14 protein-coding genes and 1 tRNA gene are annotated in these 15,334 nt (G+C 69.0%); 5 read left to right on the forward strand and 10 right to left on the reverse strand.

What is annotated here, in order from left to right:
• Positions 1-39: 39 nt before the first annotated feature.
• Both uvrA and E2F48_RS03130 read right to left on the reverse strand, forming a co-directional pair.
• Positions 40-2,949, reverse strand: coding sequence for an excinuclease ABC subunit UvrA (gene uvrA, locus E2F48_RS03125; protein ID WP_133402513.1), 2,910 nt, complete (start codon positions 2,947-2,949; stop codon positions 40-42).
• A gap of 86 nt (positions 2,950-3,035) precedes the next feature.
• Entirely contained in the window at positions 3,036-3,413 is a 378-nt protein-coding gene (locus E2F48_RS03130; RefSeq protein ID WP_221411600.1) for a GntR family transcriptional regulator, read from the reverse strand.
• A 189-nt stretch (positions 3,414-3,602) separates the two neighbouring features.
• Here E2F48_RS03130 and E2F48_RS03135 point away from each other — a divergent pair, with 189 nt between their 5' ends.
• On the forward strand, positions 3,603-4,247 hold the full coding sequence (locus tag E2F48_RS03135; RefSeq protein ID WP_133402514.1) for an MBL fold metallo-hydrolase: 645 nt from the start codon (positions 3,603-3,605) through the stop codon (positions 4,245-4,247).
• Positions 4,248-4,320: 73 nt separating this feature from the next.
• On the opposite strand, the gene E2F48_RS03140 is transcribed toward E2F48_RS03135, so the two are convergent.
• From E2F48_RS03140 to E2F48_RS03150, 3 genes are all read right to left on the reverse strand, one after another.
• Entirely contained in the window at positions 4,321-5,235 is a 915-nt protein-coding gene (locus E2F48_RS03140) for an NAD-dependent epimerase/dehydratase family protein (protein ID WP_165968671.1), read from the reverse strand.
• Between the two features lie 209 nt (positions 5,236-5,444).
• A tRNA-Met gene (locus E2F48_RS03145) sits at positions 5,445-5,521 on the reverse strand.
• A gap of 87 nt (positions 5,522-5,608) precedes the next feature.
• The gene (locus E2F48_RS03150) at positions 5,609-7,525 is read right to left on the reverse strand and encodes an alpha-amylase family protein (RefSeq protein ID WP_133402516.1); all 1,917 of its coding nucleotides are present in this window, start codon (positions 7,523-7,525) and stop codon (positions 5,609-5,611) included.
• Between the two features lie 197 nt (positions 7,526-7,722).
• On the opposite strand from E2F48_RS03150, the gene E2F48_RS03155 reads away from it, so the two are divergent.
• Positions 7,723-8,214 (forward strand): hypothetical protein, encoded by a 492-nt coding sequence (locus tag E2F48_RS03155; protein WP_133402517.1) that lies wholly within the window; start codon positions 7,723-7,725, stop codon positions 8,212-8,214.
• Positions 8,215-8,236: 22 nt separating this feature from the next.
• On the opposite strand, the gene E2F48_RS03160 is transcribed toward E2F48_RS03155, so the two are convergent.
• A complete protein-coding gene (locus tag E2F48_RS03160) occupies positions 8,237-9,034 on the reverse strand; it encodes a GAF domain-containing protein (protein ID WP_133402518.1) in 798 nt (265 codons plus the stop codon).
• 205 nt (positions 9,035-9,239) lie between these two features.
• Here E2F48_RS03160 and E2F48_RS03165 point away from each other — a divergent pair, with 205 nt between their 5' ends.
• Both E2F48_RS03165 and E2F48_RS03170 read left to right on the forward strand, forming a co-directional pair.
• Positions 9,240-9,971, forward strand: coding sequence for a GAF and ANTAR domain-containing protein (locus tag E2F48_RS03165; protein WP_133402519.1), 732 nt, complete (start codon positions 9,240-9,242; stop codon positions 9,969-9,971).
• Between the two features lie 30 nt (positions 9,972-10,001).
• The gene (locus tag E2F48_RS03170; protein WP_221411601.1) at positions 10,002-11,033 is read left to right on the forward strand and encodes a YeiH family protein; all 1,032 of its coding nucleotides are present in this window, start codon (positions 10,002-10,004) and stop codon (positions 11,031-11,033) included.
• 62 nt (positions 11,034-11,095) lie between these two features.
• On the opposite strand, the gene E2F48_RS03175 is transcribed toward E2F48_RS03170, so the two are convergent.
• Positions 11,096-11,443, reverse strand: a complete 348-nt coding sequence (locus E2F48_RS03175) for a hypothetical protein (protein ID WP_133402520.1) — start codon at positions 11,441-11,443, stop codon at positions 11,096-11,098.
• 228 nt (positions 11,444-11,671) lie between these two features.
• Here E2F48_RS03175 and E2F48_RS03180 point away from each other — a divergent pair, with 228 nt between their 5' ends.
• Positions 11,672-12,454 (forward strand): class I SAM-dependent methyltransferase, encoded by a 783-nt coding sequence (locus E2F48_RS03180; protein WP_133402521.1) that lies wholly within the window; start codon positions 11,672-11,674, stop codon positions 12,452-12,454.
• 72 nt (positions 12,455-12,526) lie between these two features.
• On the opposite strand, the gene E2F48_RS03185 is transcribed toward E2F48_RS03180, so the two are convergent.
• The 3 genes from E2F48_RS03185 to E2F48_RS03195 all read right to left on the reverse strand — a co-directional run bounded on the left by E2F48_RS03185 (position 12,527) and on the right by E2F48_RS03195 (position 15,298).
• Positions 12,527-13,525 (reverse strand): NAD-dependent epimerase/dehydratase family protein, encoded by a 999-nt coding sequence (locus E2F48_RS03185; protein ID WP_133402522.1) that lies wholly within the window; start codon positions 13,523-13,525, stop codon positions 12,527-12,529.
• 42 nt (positions 13,526-13,567) lie between these two features.
• On the reverse strand, positions 13,568-14,149 hold the full coding sequence (locus E2F48_RS03190; RefSeq protein ID WP_133402523.1) for a protoglobin domain-containing protein: 582 nt from the start codon (positions 14,147-14,149) through the stop codon (positions 13,568-13,570).
• 285 nt (positions 14,150-14,434) lie between these two features.
• Positions 14,435-15,298, reverse strand: coding sequence for an oxygenase MpaB family protein (locus tag E2F48_RS03195; RefSeq protein ID WP_133402524.1), 864 nt, complete (start codon positions 15,296-15,298; stop codon positions 14,435-14,437).
• Between the last annotated feature and the right edge of the window lie 36 nt (positions 15,299-15,334).

A 15,334-nucleotide genomic window follows, 5' to 3' on the forward strand; every position in this document is an offset into this window, starting at 1 on the left:
CTCCCCGCCCGCCGCACTCCTATTCCCCACAGGGAATGTTCAGGAGGACGCCGGGAGGATCTCCGCGAGGAAGGTGCCGGTGTGGCTCCTCTCGCTGCGCGCCACCTGTTCCGGGGTGCCGGTGGCGATGACCTCGCCGCCGCCGGAGCCGCCGTCGGGCCCGAGGTCGATCACCCAGTCGGCGCTCTTGATCACATCGAGGTTGTGCTCGATGGTGATCACGGTGTTCCCCTTGTCCACCAGGCCCTGCAGGACCAGGAGGAGCTTGCGGATGTCCTCGAAGTGGAGGCCCGTGGTCGGCTCATCGAGGACGTACACGCTGCGGCCGTTCGAGCGCTTCTGCAGCTCGCTGGCGAGCTTGACGCGCTGCGCCTCGCCTCCCGAGAGGGTGGTGGCGGGCTGGCCCAGCCGGACGTAGCCAAGGCCGACCTCGACGAGCGTGTTCAGGTGCCGGGCGATCGGGCTGAACGCGGCGAAGAACTCGGCTCCCTCCTCGATCGGCATGTCGAGCACGTCGGCGATGGTCTTGCCCTTGTAGTGCACCTCAAGGGTTTCCCGGTTGTAGCGGGCCCCGTGGCAGACCTCGCAGGGCACGTAGACGTCGGGCAGGAAGTTCATCTCGATCTTCAGCGTGCCGTCACCGGAGCAGGCCTCGCAGCGCCCGCCCTTGACGTTGAAGGAGAACCGCCCGGGCAGGTAGCCGCGGACCTTCGCCTCGGTGGTCTCGGCGAAGAGCTTGCGGATGTGGTCGAACACCCCGGTGTAGGTTGCCGGGTTGGACCGGGGCGTGCGTCCGATCGGGCTCTGGTCGACGTGGATCACCTTGTCGAGGTGGTCGAGGCCGTCGATGCGCTTGTGCCGCCCCGCGACCTGCTTGGCGCCGTTGAGCTTGTTCGCGAGGACCTTGTACAGGATGTCGTTCACGAGCGTCGACTTGCCGGAGCCGCTGACCCCGGTGACCGCGGTCAGGACGCCCAGCGGGAAGGAGACATCGAGCTTCTTCAGGTTGTTCTCGCGGGCGCCGACGACCTTCAGCTGGCGCGACTTGTCGATCTTCCGGCGCTTGGCCGGGATCTCAATCTTCCGGCGGCCCGAGAGGTAGTCACCGGTGATGGACTTCTCGTTGGTGAGCAGGTCCTTGAGCAGGCCGGAGTGGACCACCTCGCCGCCGTGTTCACCGGCGCCGGGGCCGATGTCGACGACCCAGTCGGCTTCGTGGATGGTGTCCTCGTCGTGTTCGACGACGATCAGGGTGTTGCCGAGGTTGCGCAGGCGCGTCAGGGTCTCGATCAGGCGGCGGTTATCGCGCTGGTGCAGGCCGATCGAGGGCTCGTCGAGCACGTAGAGCACGCCGACGAGACCTGAGCCGATCTGGGTGGCGAGGCGGATCCGCTGGGCCTCTCCGCCGGAGAGGGTTCCGGCGGCGCGCTCGAGGTTGAGGTACTCGAGGCCGACGTCGAGCAGGAAGGTCAGGCGGGCCTGGATCTCCTTGAGGACCTGGTTGGCGATCTGCGCCTCGCGCCCGGTCAGGACGAGGTTGTTCAGGAAGTCGCTGCAGTCGCGCATGGGCATGGCCGCCACCTCGGCGATGGACGCGCCGTTGATGAGCACCGACAGGGACGCCGGGTTCAGCCGCGCACCGCCGCATTCGGGGCACGGGATCTGCCGCATGTATTCCTCGTACCGGTCGCGGGCGTGGTCCGACTCCGTTTCGAGGTGCTTGCGGTGGATGTACTGCACGGCCCCCTCGAAGCCGGTGCTGTACTTGCGCTCCCGACCGAAGCGGTTGCGGTACTGCACGACCACCTTGTGGTCCTTGCCGTACAGGGCCGCCTCGCGGGCACGGTCCGGAAGCTTGCGCCACGGGACGTCCATGCTGAAGTTCAGTTCCTTCGCCAGGCCTTCGAGGAGCCGGGTCCAGTATTCGAGGGTGGCGGTGCCGAGTGACCAGGGGGCGATGGCGCCTTCGGCGAGGCTGAGGTCGGGGTTCGGGACGACGAGTTCCTCGTCCACCTCGAGCTTCGTTCCGATGCCGGTGCAGACCGGGCAGGCACCGAAGGGGTTGTTGAAGGAGAAGGACCGCGGCTCGATCTCGTCGATGGCCAGGGGGTGCTCGTTGGGGCAGGCGAGGTGCTCCGAGAACGCGCGGACCCGCTTGGCGTCGTCGTCGGGCAGGTCGACGAAGTCTGCCAGGACGCGCCCCTCGGCGAGCTTCAGTGCGGTCTCGACCGAATCGGTGAGCCGCTGGGAGATGCCCTCCTTGACGACGAGGCGGTCGATCACCACCTCGATGGTGTGCTTGAACTGCTTGCCCAGCTTCGGCGGGTCGGTCAGCTGGATGAGGTCGCCGTCGACTCGGGCGCGGGAGTATCCCTTGGCCGAGAGCTCCTGGAACAGGTCGACGAACTCGCCCTTCCGACCGCGCACCACGGGCGCGAGGATCTGGAAGCGCGTTCCCTCGTCGAGTTCGAGCAGCTGGTCGACAATCTGCTGGGGGGTCTGCTTGGCCACCGGCTCGCCGCAGATGGGGCAGTGGGGGCGGCCCACGCGCGCCCAGAGCAGGCGCATGTAGTCGTAGATTTCCGTGATGGTGCCCACGGTGGACCGCGGGTTCTTGCTCGTGGACTTCTGGTCGATCGACACGGCCGGCGAGAGGCCCTCGATGAAGTCGACGTCGGGCTTGTCCACCTGGCCCAGGAACTGGCGTGCGTAGGCCGAGAGCGACTCGACGTACCGGCGCTGGCCCTCGGCGAAGATCGTGTCGAACGCGAGGGATGACTTCCCCGACCCGGAGAGCCCGGTGAAGACGATGATGGCGTCCCGGGGCATGTCGAGGTCGACGTTTTTGAGGTTGTGCTCGCGCGCACCCTTGACGACGAGGCGTGACAGGTCCGGGTGCGGAATCAAGGGATTGGAAGAGTGCTGTTCCAGGGAGTGGGCTATAGACACCGTTCCACTGTAATTCAATCCCGCTTCGAAGACATATTCGAATACGGTTAAATTCGCGCCACACCGGTGCGGCGCGCCGGACCAGTTCACGCTCGGCGCAATGCCGCCCGCAGATAGGCTACGGCCTCCTCCTCCTTGAGCCCACTGGCCTTGACGATGCGGGCGTAATCCGCTGCCCCTTCGGCGGCCCGTCGCCGGGCCTCATCCCCCGCCGCGGCGATCACCGTTCCGGCGCGGGATCGGGTCACCACGATCTGCGCACGCTCCAGCTCGCGGTAGGCGCGGGCGACGGTGTTCGCCGCGACTCCGAGGTGAGCCGCCAGGGTCCGCACCGGGGGCAGGCGGACGCCGACGGCGATGCGCCCGCTGTTCGCCGCCTCGACGATCTGCTGACGCAGCTGCTCATAGGGCGGATAAGGGCTCGAGGGATCGAGTGTCAGCCACTCGGGTATTTCACTCTCCACTGCTGCCCCTTCCGCCGGGCGTGGCGGCCCCTGATGGGCCGCGTATGCCGAACCGCCCCGCCGGGGCCCTGTTACGTGCACAATACCGCGAACGCGACCGTGCCCGAGATGCGCGGCCGCTATGCGCCCGAAGGTGAAGCCCGCCCGCGCCGGGGCGGCCCGGCGGCGCGCCTGCCCTAGGGTGGGTCCATGATCCTTGCCGAGCTTTCCTCAGTGGTGATCCGCCGGCTCGCGGTGGGCGGAATGGACAACAACGTGTACCTGCTCACCGCCCGCGGTTCCGGGCAACAGGTGCTGATCGATGCGGCCGACGACGCGCCCGCCATCGCCGGCCTGCTGGCGGAGGGTACCCGGGACACACCCGCCGCCGCCTGCCTTGTCCTCGTGGCCACGACACATTCGCACTGGGATCATGTGCGGGCGCTGGCCGCCGTCGTGGAGTCGACCGGAGCACGCACCGCCGCCGGCGCCGCCGACGCCCCCGCCATCGAGGTACCGACCGATGTGCCGCTCGAGCACGGCGACGTCGCATCCTTCGAGGGGTTCGACCTGGAGGCCATCCACCTGCGCGGGCACACGCCCGGTTCTGTGGCCCTGCTGTACCGGGACCCGCAGGGCCCGGCGCACCTGTTCACGGGCGACTCGCTCTTCCCGGGCGGGCTGGGCAACACCCAGGGTGACCCCGCCCGGTTCGCCTCGCTGTTCGCCGATGTGTTGGAGCGGGTGTTCGACTATCTTCCCGATGACACATTGGTCCATCCGGGCCACGGGAAGGGGACGACACTGGGCGCCGAACGGCCGCACCTCGCCGAATGGTTCGACCGCGGCTGGTAGCGCCGCGGCCTGCCACGCGGACCGCCGAACGGCGCACGGCGACAGGGGTCGCCGAACGCGCCCGGAGTTCAATCTAGGGGCGGAGCCACTCCAGCCGGCGGGGGCTGAACCCGAACTCCTCCCGTGCCCTTCGGTTGCTTGCACCCCTCATCTTCGTCGCGTAGAACACCCCGTCAGCGTCGGTCTCCTCGGTGATCGGATACTCGGCCGGTTCGACACCTCCCGCGAAGGCACTGAAGGCCCGCATCACGTCCCGCATGGGAAGGGGGTCGCTGTCGGTGACATTCACGACTCCGGTCGCCTGGGACTCGACGGCGACCCGCGCCGTAAACTCCGCCGCGTCCTCCAGGTGGACGAAGGACCAGACCCCGTCACCGTCGCCGAGCACACCGAGCTGGCCGGCCCGTGCCTGCTGGCCCATGTCACCGTCCGAGGAGTACCAGGTACCGGGGCCGTAGTAGAACCCGTACCTCAGGATGAGCCCCGTTGTGCCCTGCGGAAGGCCGGTGATCCGGTCCTCGACCTGTTGGAAGGCTTCGACGTTGCCGGCGACCAGGGGTGGGCCACTCGACACGAAGGGCTCTGATTCTTCGGCAAGCCCCTCACCCGGCGCGTAGAAGTAGCACCCGGATTGTCCGAGGAAGCGCGTGGCTCCCGCCGCGAGGGCGGCGTCCTGGACGTTCGCTCCCCCGACCACGCGGACCTCGGAGGTCCGCGCGAGGCTTTCGCGCATGGCCTGCGGCGTGTAATGCCGGGGCAGGGCGGTGAGCTGGTCGATGACGACCTCGGGCCTGGCGCCCGCCATTGCCTTTTCGACCTCGTCGGGCTTGAGCACGTCGGCGACGAACGGTGTTCCCCCATCCGCCGAGATGCGCGCCGCCCCCTCGTCCCCGCGGGCAATGCCCGACACTTCATGGCCCAGGGACACAAGCCGACGGACGATGGGGCGTCCAATGGCGCCTCCGGCGCCGGCCACGAGTACGCGCATGTTTCCTCCAGGCATCCCGGCGCCCGACCCGGATTCGGGCGCTCCGAGATTTAAGTCTGCACCCGCCTGGTGGGGCTGCCAATCGAGCGGGACGATGTGACGGCTTCATTTCACCGCACCCGCCGCGCGTTCACGGGCCCGGTGGAGAAGCAGCGGGATCCCTGTGAACGCGAAAGTCCCGGCCCCTCACGGGACCGGGACTTTTACCTTGGTTGCGGGGACAGGATTTGAACCTGTGACCTCTGGGTTATGAGCCCAGCGAGCTACCGAACTGCTCCACCCCGCGGCGTAGTAAGAACGCTACAGGCCTGCGGTCGAATAAGCGAATCCGCCCGGTGCGTCCGAGGGTTCACAGGGCAGCCCTCGGCAGGGCTCAGGCACGGGCCTCCGGTGAGAAGCGCAGCCACAGCACGCGATGGGGCTCGAGGCCGAGCCCGGCGGACACGGTCACCTTGCGGCCCGAGAGGAGTTCGACGGCGGAACCGGGCAGGCCTGAGAGGGTCTCCGCGGTCACTTCCTGCCGAGTGTCGGCGAAGTTTGCAAGGACCAGGATCACTGAGGGCTTCGCGCCTGGCGCACTTGGCCGCTGGTAACCCAGGACGGAGCGGTTGTTCGTGCCAAAGGGCACCAGCCTGCCGCCGGTGAATTCGGGGGTGGCGGCCCGGACACGGATCAGGTGCTGCAGGCCCTTGAAGATCGCCCCCGGAGGGGTGGCCGGATCGTCCTTCAACGCGTAGCGGGCCGCCGGGTAGGCGGGTCTCCCGACCCACCGGCTGTCCCCGGCCTTGCCCGGGTCCTGCGCGTACCCGTAGTCGTTGAGCTGGCCCACTTCGTCTCCCAGGTAGATCAGCGGGATGCCCCCGGTGCTGAGGACGATGGCATGGGCAAGCAGGATCCTGTCCACGGCGCCGGCGTCGCCGGCCTCCAGTCCGGCCAGCGACGCCGTCGTGCCGGAGATGCGGCAGTCCCCGGTGCGGGGGTTCTCCTGGAATGGCACGCCGCGGGCGAAGCTGCCCGGGAAACGGTTGACGAAGAATGCGTTGAGGAAGCGCCGGTGGTCGTACCCGCCGATGCCGAACTCTGCCGCATCCTCATCGGAGAAGGTCCAGCCGATGTCGTCGTGGCTGCGCACGTAGTTCACCCAGGCGGCGCCGTGCGGAATGGCGTGGCGCCGCTCGAGGGCCTGGGCAAGGAGGAAGACCTCCCGGGTGGCGAGACTGTTCCAGATCAGTGCCATCTGCAGGGGGTTGTAGCTCAGCTGGCACTCCCCCGGGCTGATGTACTGAACCACCTCGTCCGGGTGCACAATGGCCTCGGATTTGAAGAGCAGAGACGGCGCGGCGAGCCGGCAGACCGCGTTGAACGCCTGGAGGAGGAGGTGCGCCTCGGGCAGGCTCTCGCAGGCCGTGCCCAGCTGCTTCCATACGAACGCGACCGCATCCATGCGCAGGACCTCCACGCCCTGGTTGGCGAGGAAGAGCATCTCCTGCGCCATCGCCCGGAACACCGCGGGGTTGCGGTAGTTGAGGTCCCATTGGAACGAATGGAAGGTGGCCCAGACCCAGCGCCCGTCGGGCAGCGGCACGAAGGACCCGGGGTGGTCGTCCGGGAAGATCTCGCGCACGGTGCGTTCATACGCATCCGGCATCTCCCGGTCCGGGAAGATCCAGTAGTACTTCTCGAATTCCGGGTCGCCGGCGAGCGCCTTCCTGGCCCACACGTGTTCGTTCGACGTGTGGTTGAAGATGAAATCCACGACGAGCGAGATGCCGTTCGCCCGGAGTTCGGCAGCGATCGAGGCGAGTTCCTCAATGGTCCCGAGGGCCGGGTTCAGCTCCCGGTAGCTGGAGACCGCGTAGCCGCCGTCGGAGTTCGACTCCGGCGCGAGGAACAGCGGCATGAGGTGAAGGTAGGTGAGACCCAGTTCGCGGAAGTACGGGATGCGCGCCCGAAGCCCGGAGAGGTCGGTGGCGTACAGGTCCACGTAGCAGACACCGCCCAGCATCGCGTTGGACTGGAACCAGTCCGGCGCCGTGGCCCGGTCGGCGTCGAGCGCCTTGAGCCCGGCGGGCCGCTGCTGCCATGACTCGGCCGCCTCCACGGCCAGCAATACCAATTCGTCGTCGGCGCTCCCGCCGTAGATCCTGCGGAACAGGGACCGCAGGCGGGGGAATTCGCAGCGGAACTGTGCCTCGAAGGAGTCCCAGTCGGCGTCCGAGGTCCCCGGACGCCGGGCCGCCAGGACCTCCGCGGGGATGGACTCTTCACCGAGGTGCTTCCGGAAAACCATGGGCACAGCCTATGGCAGGCTCGCTGCCGGCAGGGCCGGCGGCCAGGGCACGCGCGGCGCCGTCTTGACGGGCAGCCGGAGGCGTGCCCTGCGCGGGTGCCGCCTTGTGCCGGGACCGCGCCCGGGTACCGGGACCCCGGCCCCGGACGGGACCCGGGAAGCGGCCCGTCCCACGCCGCCCCGCGTTAGGGTGAGGCATGCCATTTCGAGCGCCCTGGCTGCGTCCCGCCGTCTTCGGTGGAGCGCTCCTGCTCACCGGCGGCTGCGGTGCGCCCTTCGGTGCAGGGTGTACTGCGGTCGGGGCGGTCGATGGCGTCTCGACAACCGTTACCGACGACTCTGTCCGCGGGCTCGAAGCGCTCGAGCTGGAGGTGTGCCGGGAGGGCCGGTGCACGAAAGCCGAAGTGGCGCTGAGTGCGGGAACGGTGTCCGTCGACCAGGGCTGCGACGACGGAATCTGCGTGGCGTCGGCCAGCCCGGATGGCACCCTCGTTGGCTTCGCGCCGTTGGACCTTCCCGGCGGCGAGGTGGAGATCCGGGCAACGGTCACCAATCGGGAAGGGCAAACGCGGGTGCTCGTTCCTGTCCGCGCCAGAGCGGAGGTCGTGCGCCCCAACGGCCCCCAGTGCCCCGGAGAGGCGCACCAGCTCGCCCTCACCATCGACAGCGAAGGCCTCTCAACGCGCTGATCGTGTCCGGATCGAGTCTCCCCTACGGCGTGACTTCATGCTGCGCGGCCTCGGCCAGGGACCGCAGCACGCGCCGGTCCTCATCGGTGAACCCCCTCGGATTCTGGTCGATGACGCAGATGGTGCCGATGGTCCACCCGCCCGGGCCCAGCAGCGGGTGCCCTGCGTAGAAGCGGATGTGCGGCTCGCCGACGACGAGCGGGCTCGACCTGAATCGCTCGTCGGACAGCGTGTCACACACGACCATCGGCCCCGCGCTGCGGATGGTCTGGTTGCAGAAGGTGCTCTCCCGCTCAAGGTTTTGGCCGAGTGTGCCGATGACCGATTTGAGGAACTGCCGGCGCTCGGCGATCAGTGCCACGATCGAAGAGGAAACCCCGAAATGTTCGCGCGCCCGCCGGGTGATGCGGTCGAAGCGCTCCTCCGGCGGCGAATCAAGCAGGCCCGTTTCATGCAGGGCCCGCATCCGCTGGGCCTCGGCCTGCTCGGCTGTGAGGAAGACGGCACCCGCCGCGCCGAGTGATTCGAGCGGGTCACCGGTAGCCGTCCGGCCCGCTCCGCTCCGGGCCTCCGCCCACCCGCCGCCTTCGTCGAGACCCGGCAGCTTCCGGCCGGTCTCCTCGAAGGCCTCACGCAATGCGGAGGTGAGGATGTCCCGTTCAAGGGAAGGAATCGTCTGGAGCCCCTGCAGATAGGCGTCGATCTCGATCTGGGCGAGCGAGCCTCCGACGGCGAAGTACCGGATCCACAGCTCCTCGGTGTTGAGTCCCGCCTCGGAGGCCGCTCGGGACACCAGCTCTCGCTGCCTCTGCTCATCCACCGAAGAACCTCGAATGTGTGCGCGGGCTCGGCTGCGGTGCCGGACCCTGGAATCAGGACCGCGGACCGCTAGACGGTCCACGACCGAGGCTATTTGACGGGCCGGTCCCAGAAAAGCCAAAGGTCCACTGGACGGGATCCGGAAAAATGCTTTAGGTAACGCTCCGGATGAGCTAAACAAGGGCTCCTAGCCCTAAGCTGATCCAATGCGGAAAGATGCGGGAAGCGATTCGGTGGCGCGTCAGCTCCAGCAGCTGATTCTTGAGTCCGAGAACGTTGAACTGTTCCTCGAGGCGTTTGCCTCACACACCGCGACCATCCTTGCACCCGAGGTCAAGACCCACTGCGGCATCACGCTCAAACGCAATGACCGGGCAACCACCGTGGCCAGCAGCAGCGTCGCCGCAACCGAACTCGACGAGGTCCAGTACGGCTACGGCGACGGGCCCTGCCTGACAGCGATCCGGACCGGGAAGACCGCCGTCGTGCAGGATGCGCGGACCGATCCCAGGTGGCCCGACTATCTCGACGCGATCAAGGACCGCGGGTTCTATTCCGTCCTCGGGGTACCCCTGATGACGGGTCGCGACGGCGGCGCCGCGGTGAACCTGTACGCCGAGGAGCCCGGTGTCTTCAGCGCCGGCATCGTGGGCCGTGTCGAGGAGTACGCGGCGGAAGCGGCAAGCACCCTTGAACTCGCCCTGCAGCTTGCCGCACACAAGGACGCGGCCGCGAACCTGCAGGCTGCCATGGAGTCCCGCACCAACATCGACATCGCAGTGGGCATCATCATTGCCCAGAACCGCTGCACGCAGGAGGAGGCCATCCAGATCCTCCGGCGCGCCTCAAGCCACCAGAACGTCAAGCTCCGTGTCCTCGCCGAGCAGCTAGTGCAGTCCGTCGCGACGGCGCCGGCCACCACCCACTTCACCAACTAGACCCGCGCCGGTCTGGCTGATGCCACTGCCGTGCCTCCCGAAAGCGACCCCGTGCCCCTGCCGCGTCCCGTCACCGCCGCGCTCGGCCATGCCCCGGGGCTTCTCGTCATGGCGGCCGCCGTCGCCCTCGCCGTCCTTCTGGCGAACCTCCAGGGATTTGCCGGGGCCCTGGTCATCGCCCTCGGCCTCGGCCTGCTCGTACGAAACAGCGGGCTCTTCCACCCGCGCCTGAACCCGGGCATCCGCGCGGCCACTAAACGGTTCCTGCGTCTGGGCGTGGTGGTGCTGGGTCTTCAGCTTTCCCTCCCGGAGATCGTGGGCCTCGGCCTGCCTGTGCTCGGTCTTATCGTGGCCTCCGTATTCATCAGCTTTTTCCTCACCCGGTACCTCGGCGAGCGCCTGGGCCTGAGCCGGGCCGCGTCCACCCTGATGGCCGCCGGGTTTTCCATCTGCGGCGCCTCGGCGATCGCCGGCATGCAGAGCATCGTTGACGCCGACGACGATGAAGTGGCCAGTGCCGTGGCCATGGTGACGCTGTACGGGTCAGCGGTGATCCTCGGGCTTCCGGTGGTGGGCGGCCTCCTGGGGCTTTCCGGGGAGACCTTCGGACTGTGGTCGGGCCTGGCCGTGCACGAGGTGGCCCAGGTGGTGGCCACCGCCAGCACAGGGGGCGCCGCGGCCCTGGCGGTGGCCACGGTCGTGAAGCTCGGCCGGGTTGTCCTCCTGGCGCCGGTGGCCGCCCTTGTCTCCTTCGGGATCAGCCGCTCGACAGCCCATCCGCGTAAGGCCGGCGCCCGATCGGCGCCCGCTGTACCCCTGTTCGTCGTCGGCTTCCTCGTTCTGGTCCTCGTCCGCTCCACCGGCCTTGTCCCGGCCCCGGTGCTGCAGGGCGCCTCGGTCACGGCCACGCTCCTGCTGGCGGCCGCGATGTTCGGCCTCGGCGTCGGGATCCATATCCCTCAGCTGGTCCGCACCGGCGGGCGCAGTCTGATCCTGGGTGGCGTTTCAACGGTCTTCCTCGGGGCGCTCACCCTTGCCGGCGCGGTCCTGGTCACCGCCTAACCGCCCTGCTAGGGAGCCCTGCGGGCTGGACACCGCAGGGATCGGCGGACCGCCTCCCGGCGTCAGATGCCCTCCTGGTAGCCCCGCAGTAGAGTGTCGTTCGGGTTCGTGGGCCGGTCCTCGGCGGGGAGCGTGTGGTGGTCGTGCCGGTCGGCATAGGTTCGGGGCCTTCTCATTCCCGCGGCGGATCGGCGGCGTCCGACGATCAGGACCGCCGCGCCTGCCAGCAGGGCGACGGCGCCGAGCCCGAGCAGGGTCAGCGCTTCTGCCGAATTGCCGCCGCCGCCGTACGTGGCCCGGTTGAGGGCATCGATGCCCGGCACCAAAAGGGCCGCGGCGAGGATGAGGATGCCGCCCCCCGCCACGGTAAGCCACTGTCCGGGTCTGTCCGCCCGCTTGTTGCTGGTCATTGGATCCCCCTCGCGGCGGGCCGCCGAGGCCGCACCTGCGCCAAATGTACCTCCGGGAGGAGCTCCCGAACAGTGCGGCCGGGCAGGGCCGAGGCGCCCCGCCACTGCGCTGCCGCGTGGACGGCGGCCCCTGAATCCCGGCCCGGCGGACGGTGCCCGCTCGACTGAGCGTGAATCTTCCGCTGCTCGCCGCCGTCCCGTCCCCGGAGCGATTGGTAGGGTCGGTCCATGGCTGACTACGATCCGCGGCTTGTGCGGCTCTACGACGCCGACAATCCCGGCGGCCCTGATCACGACTTCTTCCGCTCCCTCGCCGATGAGGTGGGCGCCCGCACGATTGTGGATCTGGGGTGCGGAACCGGCCTGCTTACCGTAGCGCTCGCCGCGCCCGCGCGGACGGTGACCGGGATCGATCCCTCGGCGTCGATGCTTGCACTCGCCCGTTCCCGCCCCGGAGCGGAGCGGGTGACCTGGCGCGTGGGCGACTCGGCGGCCATCGGTGCGGCCCAGGCCGACCTCGTGGTGATGAGCGGCAACACCGCCCAGCACATTATCGGCGAGGCCTGGCACCGGGCCCTGGCCGACATCTACCGCGGCCTCCGCCCCGGGGGGTCCCTCGCGTTCGAGCGGCGCAACCCGGCCGCCAGGGAGTGGGAAAACTGGACGAGGGACAAGAGCTACAGCACCCGTCAGACCGCGGTAGGTGAACTGGTGGAGTGGTACGAGGTCACTTCCGTTGGGGAAACAGGCGACGTTTCCTTCACCAGCCACAACCTTCTGACCGCGCCGGGTCAGCAGGTACCCGAGGCGATTACGGAACATGCGACCCTGGCCTTCCACGGGATTGACGAGGTCACCGCCGATGTTGGAGCAGCAGGTCTGGAACCGGTGGGGACCTGGGGCGGGTGGCGCCGCCAGCCGATGACGGCAACGAGTCCTCTGATGGTCTTCCACGCCCGGCGGCCGGTGGACGGCATCCGCGGCACGGTGAACCGGCGCTGTCCCGGCTGATCCGCACGCAGGTTTAGTAACGCCTGGACACAAACCCGGCTGGTCCCCCTCCGTGCGCCCATCCTGCCCGTTCTACCCGCTCAGCGCCGCAAGGAGCTCCCGTTCCTCGTCGCGGGTGAGTCCGGCCCGCCGGGGCCGGTCGGGCCCCTGGGCCTCCTCCCACTCCAGGGCCGCCTCCAGCGTTTCCTCGAGGGGGCGCAGCACCAGGCCCGCGTCCAGTGCGCGCTTGTTGGACCGGGCGTTCATCCCCTGGCAGTCCGGATCGCTGAGCCACAGGGGCAGCGAGCGGGGACCTGCCCACTCGCCCACTCCCCGGGCGTGCAGCCACTGCGCGTCCGCCGTCACCAGGGGTCCCTCGTGCCGGGCGACCCGGCGGGCCGCGGCGAGATGGTCGGCGAAGGACCTGCTCTCACCCATGGCGTTGTACACCCCGCCGCGCTGTTCCTGGCAGCAGGTGACCACCCATGCCGCGAGGTCCCGGACGTCGATGACCTGCGTGGGCAGATCCGGCCCTTCGGGGATCAGCACCGCTCCGCTGGGGTCGGAGGGGTGCGCAAACCGCAGCGGCCAGTACCCGGTGCGGCCGGACCCATCGCCGGGTCCTCCGATGAGTCCGGCGCGGGCGATCATGCTGCGTGCGGGGCCGAAGGCTTCCACCACGGCCTGCTCACATGCCACTTTGGCGGGCCCGTAGGCCTCCATGGTGTCCATGATGTCGGCGTCGAGGGGCGGCAGGAGGGGCGCGTCCTCGTCCTGACCGGCCGGGCCCTGGTCCGCATAGGCGCTTCCCGAGGAAATGAAGAGGTAGTAGCGGGCGTTCCGGAGATCCCGGACGGCACGCCGGACCTGGCCGGGCTGCAGGGAGACGTCCACGACGGCATCCCAGCGGCCTCCGGCCACCCGCCAGAGCCCTTCCCTGTCGTCCCGGTCGATGTCCACGAAGGACGCCCCGCCCGGAACCGCACCCGAGCGTCCCCTCGCCGCGCAGGTCACGTCATGGCCGCGCTCCACCGCGTGCCGGGCGATCTCGTGGCCGAGCCAGGCGGTACCGCCGAGGACGAGTAGTTTCATCAGGCCATCAAATCAGGTGGGCCGCCCCGGCGGAAGGCCCTATCACCATGACGTGCTGTAGGGCTCCGACCAGAGAATTGCCGTCAGGGTGACGCCCTTGAACCAGGCGCCGTACATAGCGTCAAGTTCCTCGGGATCCGAGGTTCCTTCGGCGAGGAACGGGCGCATCGTGGCCGTCAGGGGGACGATGAACCCGATCAGGTACCGCAGCTTGATCTCGGCTGCCGGAGACTCCACCGCATCGGTGAGGTTCTTCTTCGCCGAGGTGTGGCGCAGGCCCACTTCGTGCTGGTAGTTCAGCCACTCCTGATCGTGCTCGCGTGAACACAGATCGACGACCCAGATCTTGAAGCGCTCGCGCACCGCCGCAAGGTAGTCCGGATCGGGGTTTCCGTCGGCACCGGCGAAGCTTTCGATGAGGAACGGGTGGTCGCCGACGTAGCCGTACCAGACGTCGAGGATCTCATCGGTGCGCGGTTCAAGGATCGGTCGAGCCCGGAGGAGAGCCTGCCGGTCGGCGTCCGTCCACAGGATCGTTTCTTCGATCTTCCGAAGGTCGTCGAGCGAAACGGGGCTGGTTTCGAGATCCGCACTGCCATAGGTGTAACCGCGGGGTCCGGTCATGGCGGCCCTTCCTGAGTAGCGGGGGAGGCCGGTCCGCGGCGGTGGCCTGCAGCGAGTGGGAACCGGACCGGCCGGGGTCTGTGCCCGTTGGGGCGGGCGGGTCGTGCACCCGCGGGTCCTCCCGCTGAGGATGCAACCTACGTCTCCGGCCCGGGCTGAACTTCGCGCAGGTGGAGGGGCGCGTCTGCCGTGGTTTGCGCGTCGGCGCTGACGGCCCTCGTAGTCTAAATTCGCGTTCAGTGGAAATCAAAGAATGACAGTGCGTCGGAGCCGGCACGCACCTGCTCAGGTGCCGAACCGGTCCAGTGCGACGCGGTAGTGCGGCCAGAACCGGGGACCGGAGGGCAGCAGCGGAAGGGTACGCCGGGTCGTCCACTGAAGGGCGCACAGGGCGGTCCGGTCGCGGTGCCGCCACGGAAGCCCGTAGGCGTCCCGCACGGCGGGCGGGAGCACTCCGGCCGCAAGCACCGTGGCAGCGGCCCGTGCCGGTGGCGCCAGGATCGGCGGCTCGGGTGCGAGGATCTGGCGTGCGAGGGCCGACGCCGTCGGCCCAACGCTGAGGACGTCGCGGACCTGGCCGTCCACGTACCGGGCCAACCCGGAATAGTCCTCAGGAAGCACCCGGGCGGGGATGCCGAACTGGTGCGCCAACCTTGCCATGTCGCGGTAGTAGGCATCCCGTTCGGCGTCCGGGACCGGCCGGGCGAAGCCGTCCGTGACGGAGACCGCCGTCCAGACGAGCGTCGCGAACACCCAGAGTGCCAGCGTCGGATCGTCCGCGCGGTACGGCGTTCCTGCCGGCAGGGGACCGTCCGCGTCCGGCAACGTGCCGTGCACCGGGCGGTGCCTGCGCTGGACATGCCGGGCGGCGTCCCGCACCTGGTTCTGGTCGCCGAAGGTGATGGTCAGGACGGCGTCGAGGGTGCCCCGCAGCCGGCGCAGCGGGTCGGACGAGAAATTGCTGTGGGCCCGAACCCCTTCCGCGACCAGCGGGTGTGCGAGCTGCAGCAGGAGGGCGGCCGGGCCGGCGGCCAGCAGGATCCGTTCCCTGCCGATCCGCCACGCCGCCGACGCCGGCCCGAAGAGCCCGGGGTCGCCGGGTTGTCCTGGGGGCGGGGCCGGCGGGAAGAATGCATCCAACTTAGGCATTGAGTTCCCCTGGGCAGGTGCCGCAATCCCGCGCGG

Source organism: Arthrobacter crusticola, from assembly GCF_004357995.1.
GTDB lineage: Bacteria > Actinomycetota > Actinomycetes > Actinomycetales > Micrococcaceae > Arthrobacter_D > Arthrobacter_D crusticola.

Excerpts from the sequence above, each read along its gene's own strand:
- E2F48_RS03180 (WP_133402521.1), top strand. The coding sequence starts at position 11,672 with ATGGCTGACTACGATCCGCGGCTTGTGCGGCTCTACGACGCCGACAAT.
- E2F48_RS03185 (WP_133402522.1), bottom strand. The coding sequence starts at position 13,525 with ATGAAACTACTCGTCCTCGGCGGTACCGCCTGGCTCGGCCACGAGATC.
- E2F48_RS03165 (WP_133402519.1), top strand. The coding sequence starts at position 9,240 with ATGCGGAAAGATGCGGGAAGCGATTCGGTGGCGCGTCAGCTCCAGCAG.
- E2F48_RS03155 (WP_133402517.1), top strand. The coding sequence starts at position 7,723 with ATGCCATTTCGAGCGCCCTGGCTGCGTCCCGCCGTCTTCGGTGGAGCG.
- E2F48_RS03150 (WP_133402516.1), bottom strand. The coding sequence starts at position 7,525 with ATGGTTTTCCGGAAGCACCTCGGTGAAGAGTCCATCCCCGCGGAGGTC.
- E2F48_RS03140 (WP_165968671.1), bottom strand. The coding sequence starts at position 5,235 with ATGCGCGTACTCGTGGCCGGCGCCGGAGGCGCCATTGGACGCCCCATC.
- E2F48_RS03135 (WP_133402514.1), top strand. The coding sequence starts at position 3,603 with ATGATCCTTGCCGAGCTTTCCTCAGTGGTGATCCGCCGGCTCGCGGTG.
- E2F48_RS03175 (WP_133402520.1), bottom strand. The coding sequence starts at position 11,443 with ATGACCAGCAACAAGCGGGCGGACAGACCCGGACAGTGGCTTACCGTG.
- E2F48_RS03190 (WP_133402523.1), bottom strand. The coding sequence starts at position 14,149 with ATGACCGGACCCCGCGGTTACACCTATGGCAGTGCGGATCTCGAAACC.
- E2F48_RS03195 (WP_133402524.1), bottom strand. The coding sequence starts at position 15,298 with ATGCCTAAGTTGGATGCATTCTTCCCGCCGGCCCCGCCCCCAGGACAA.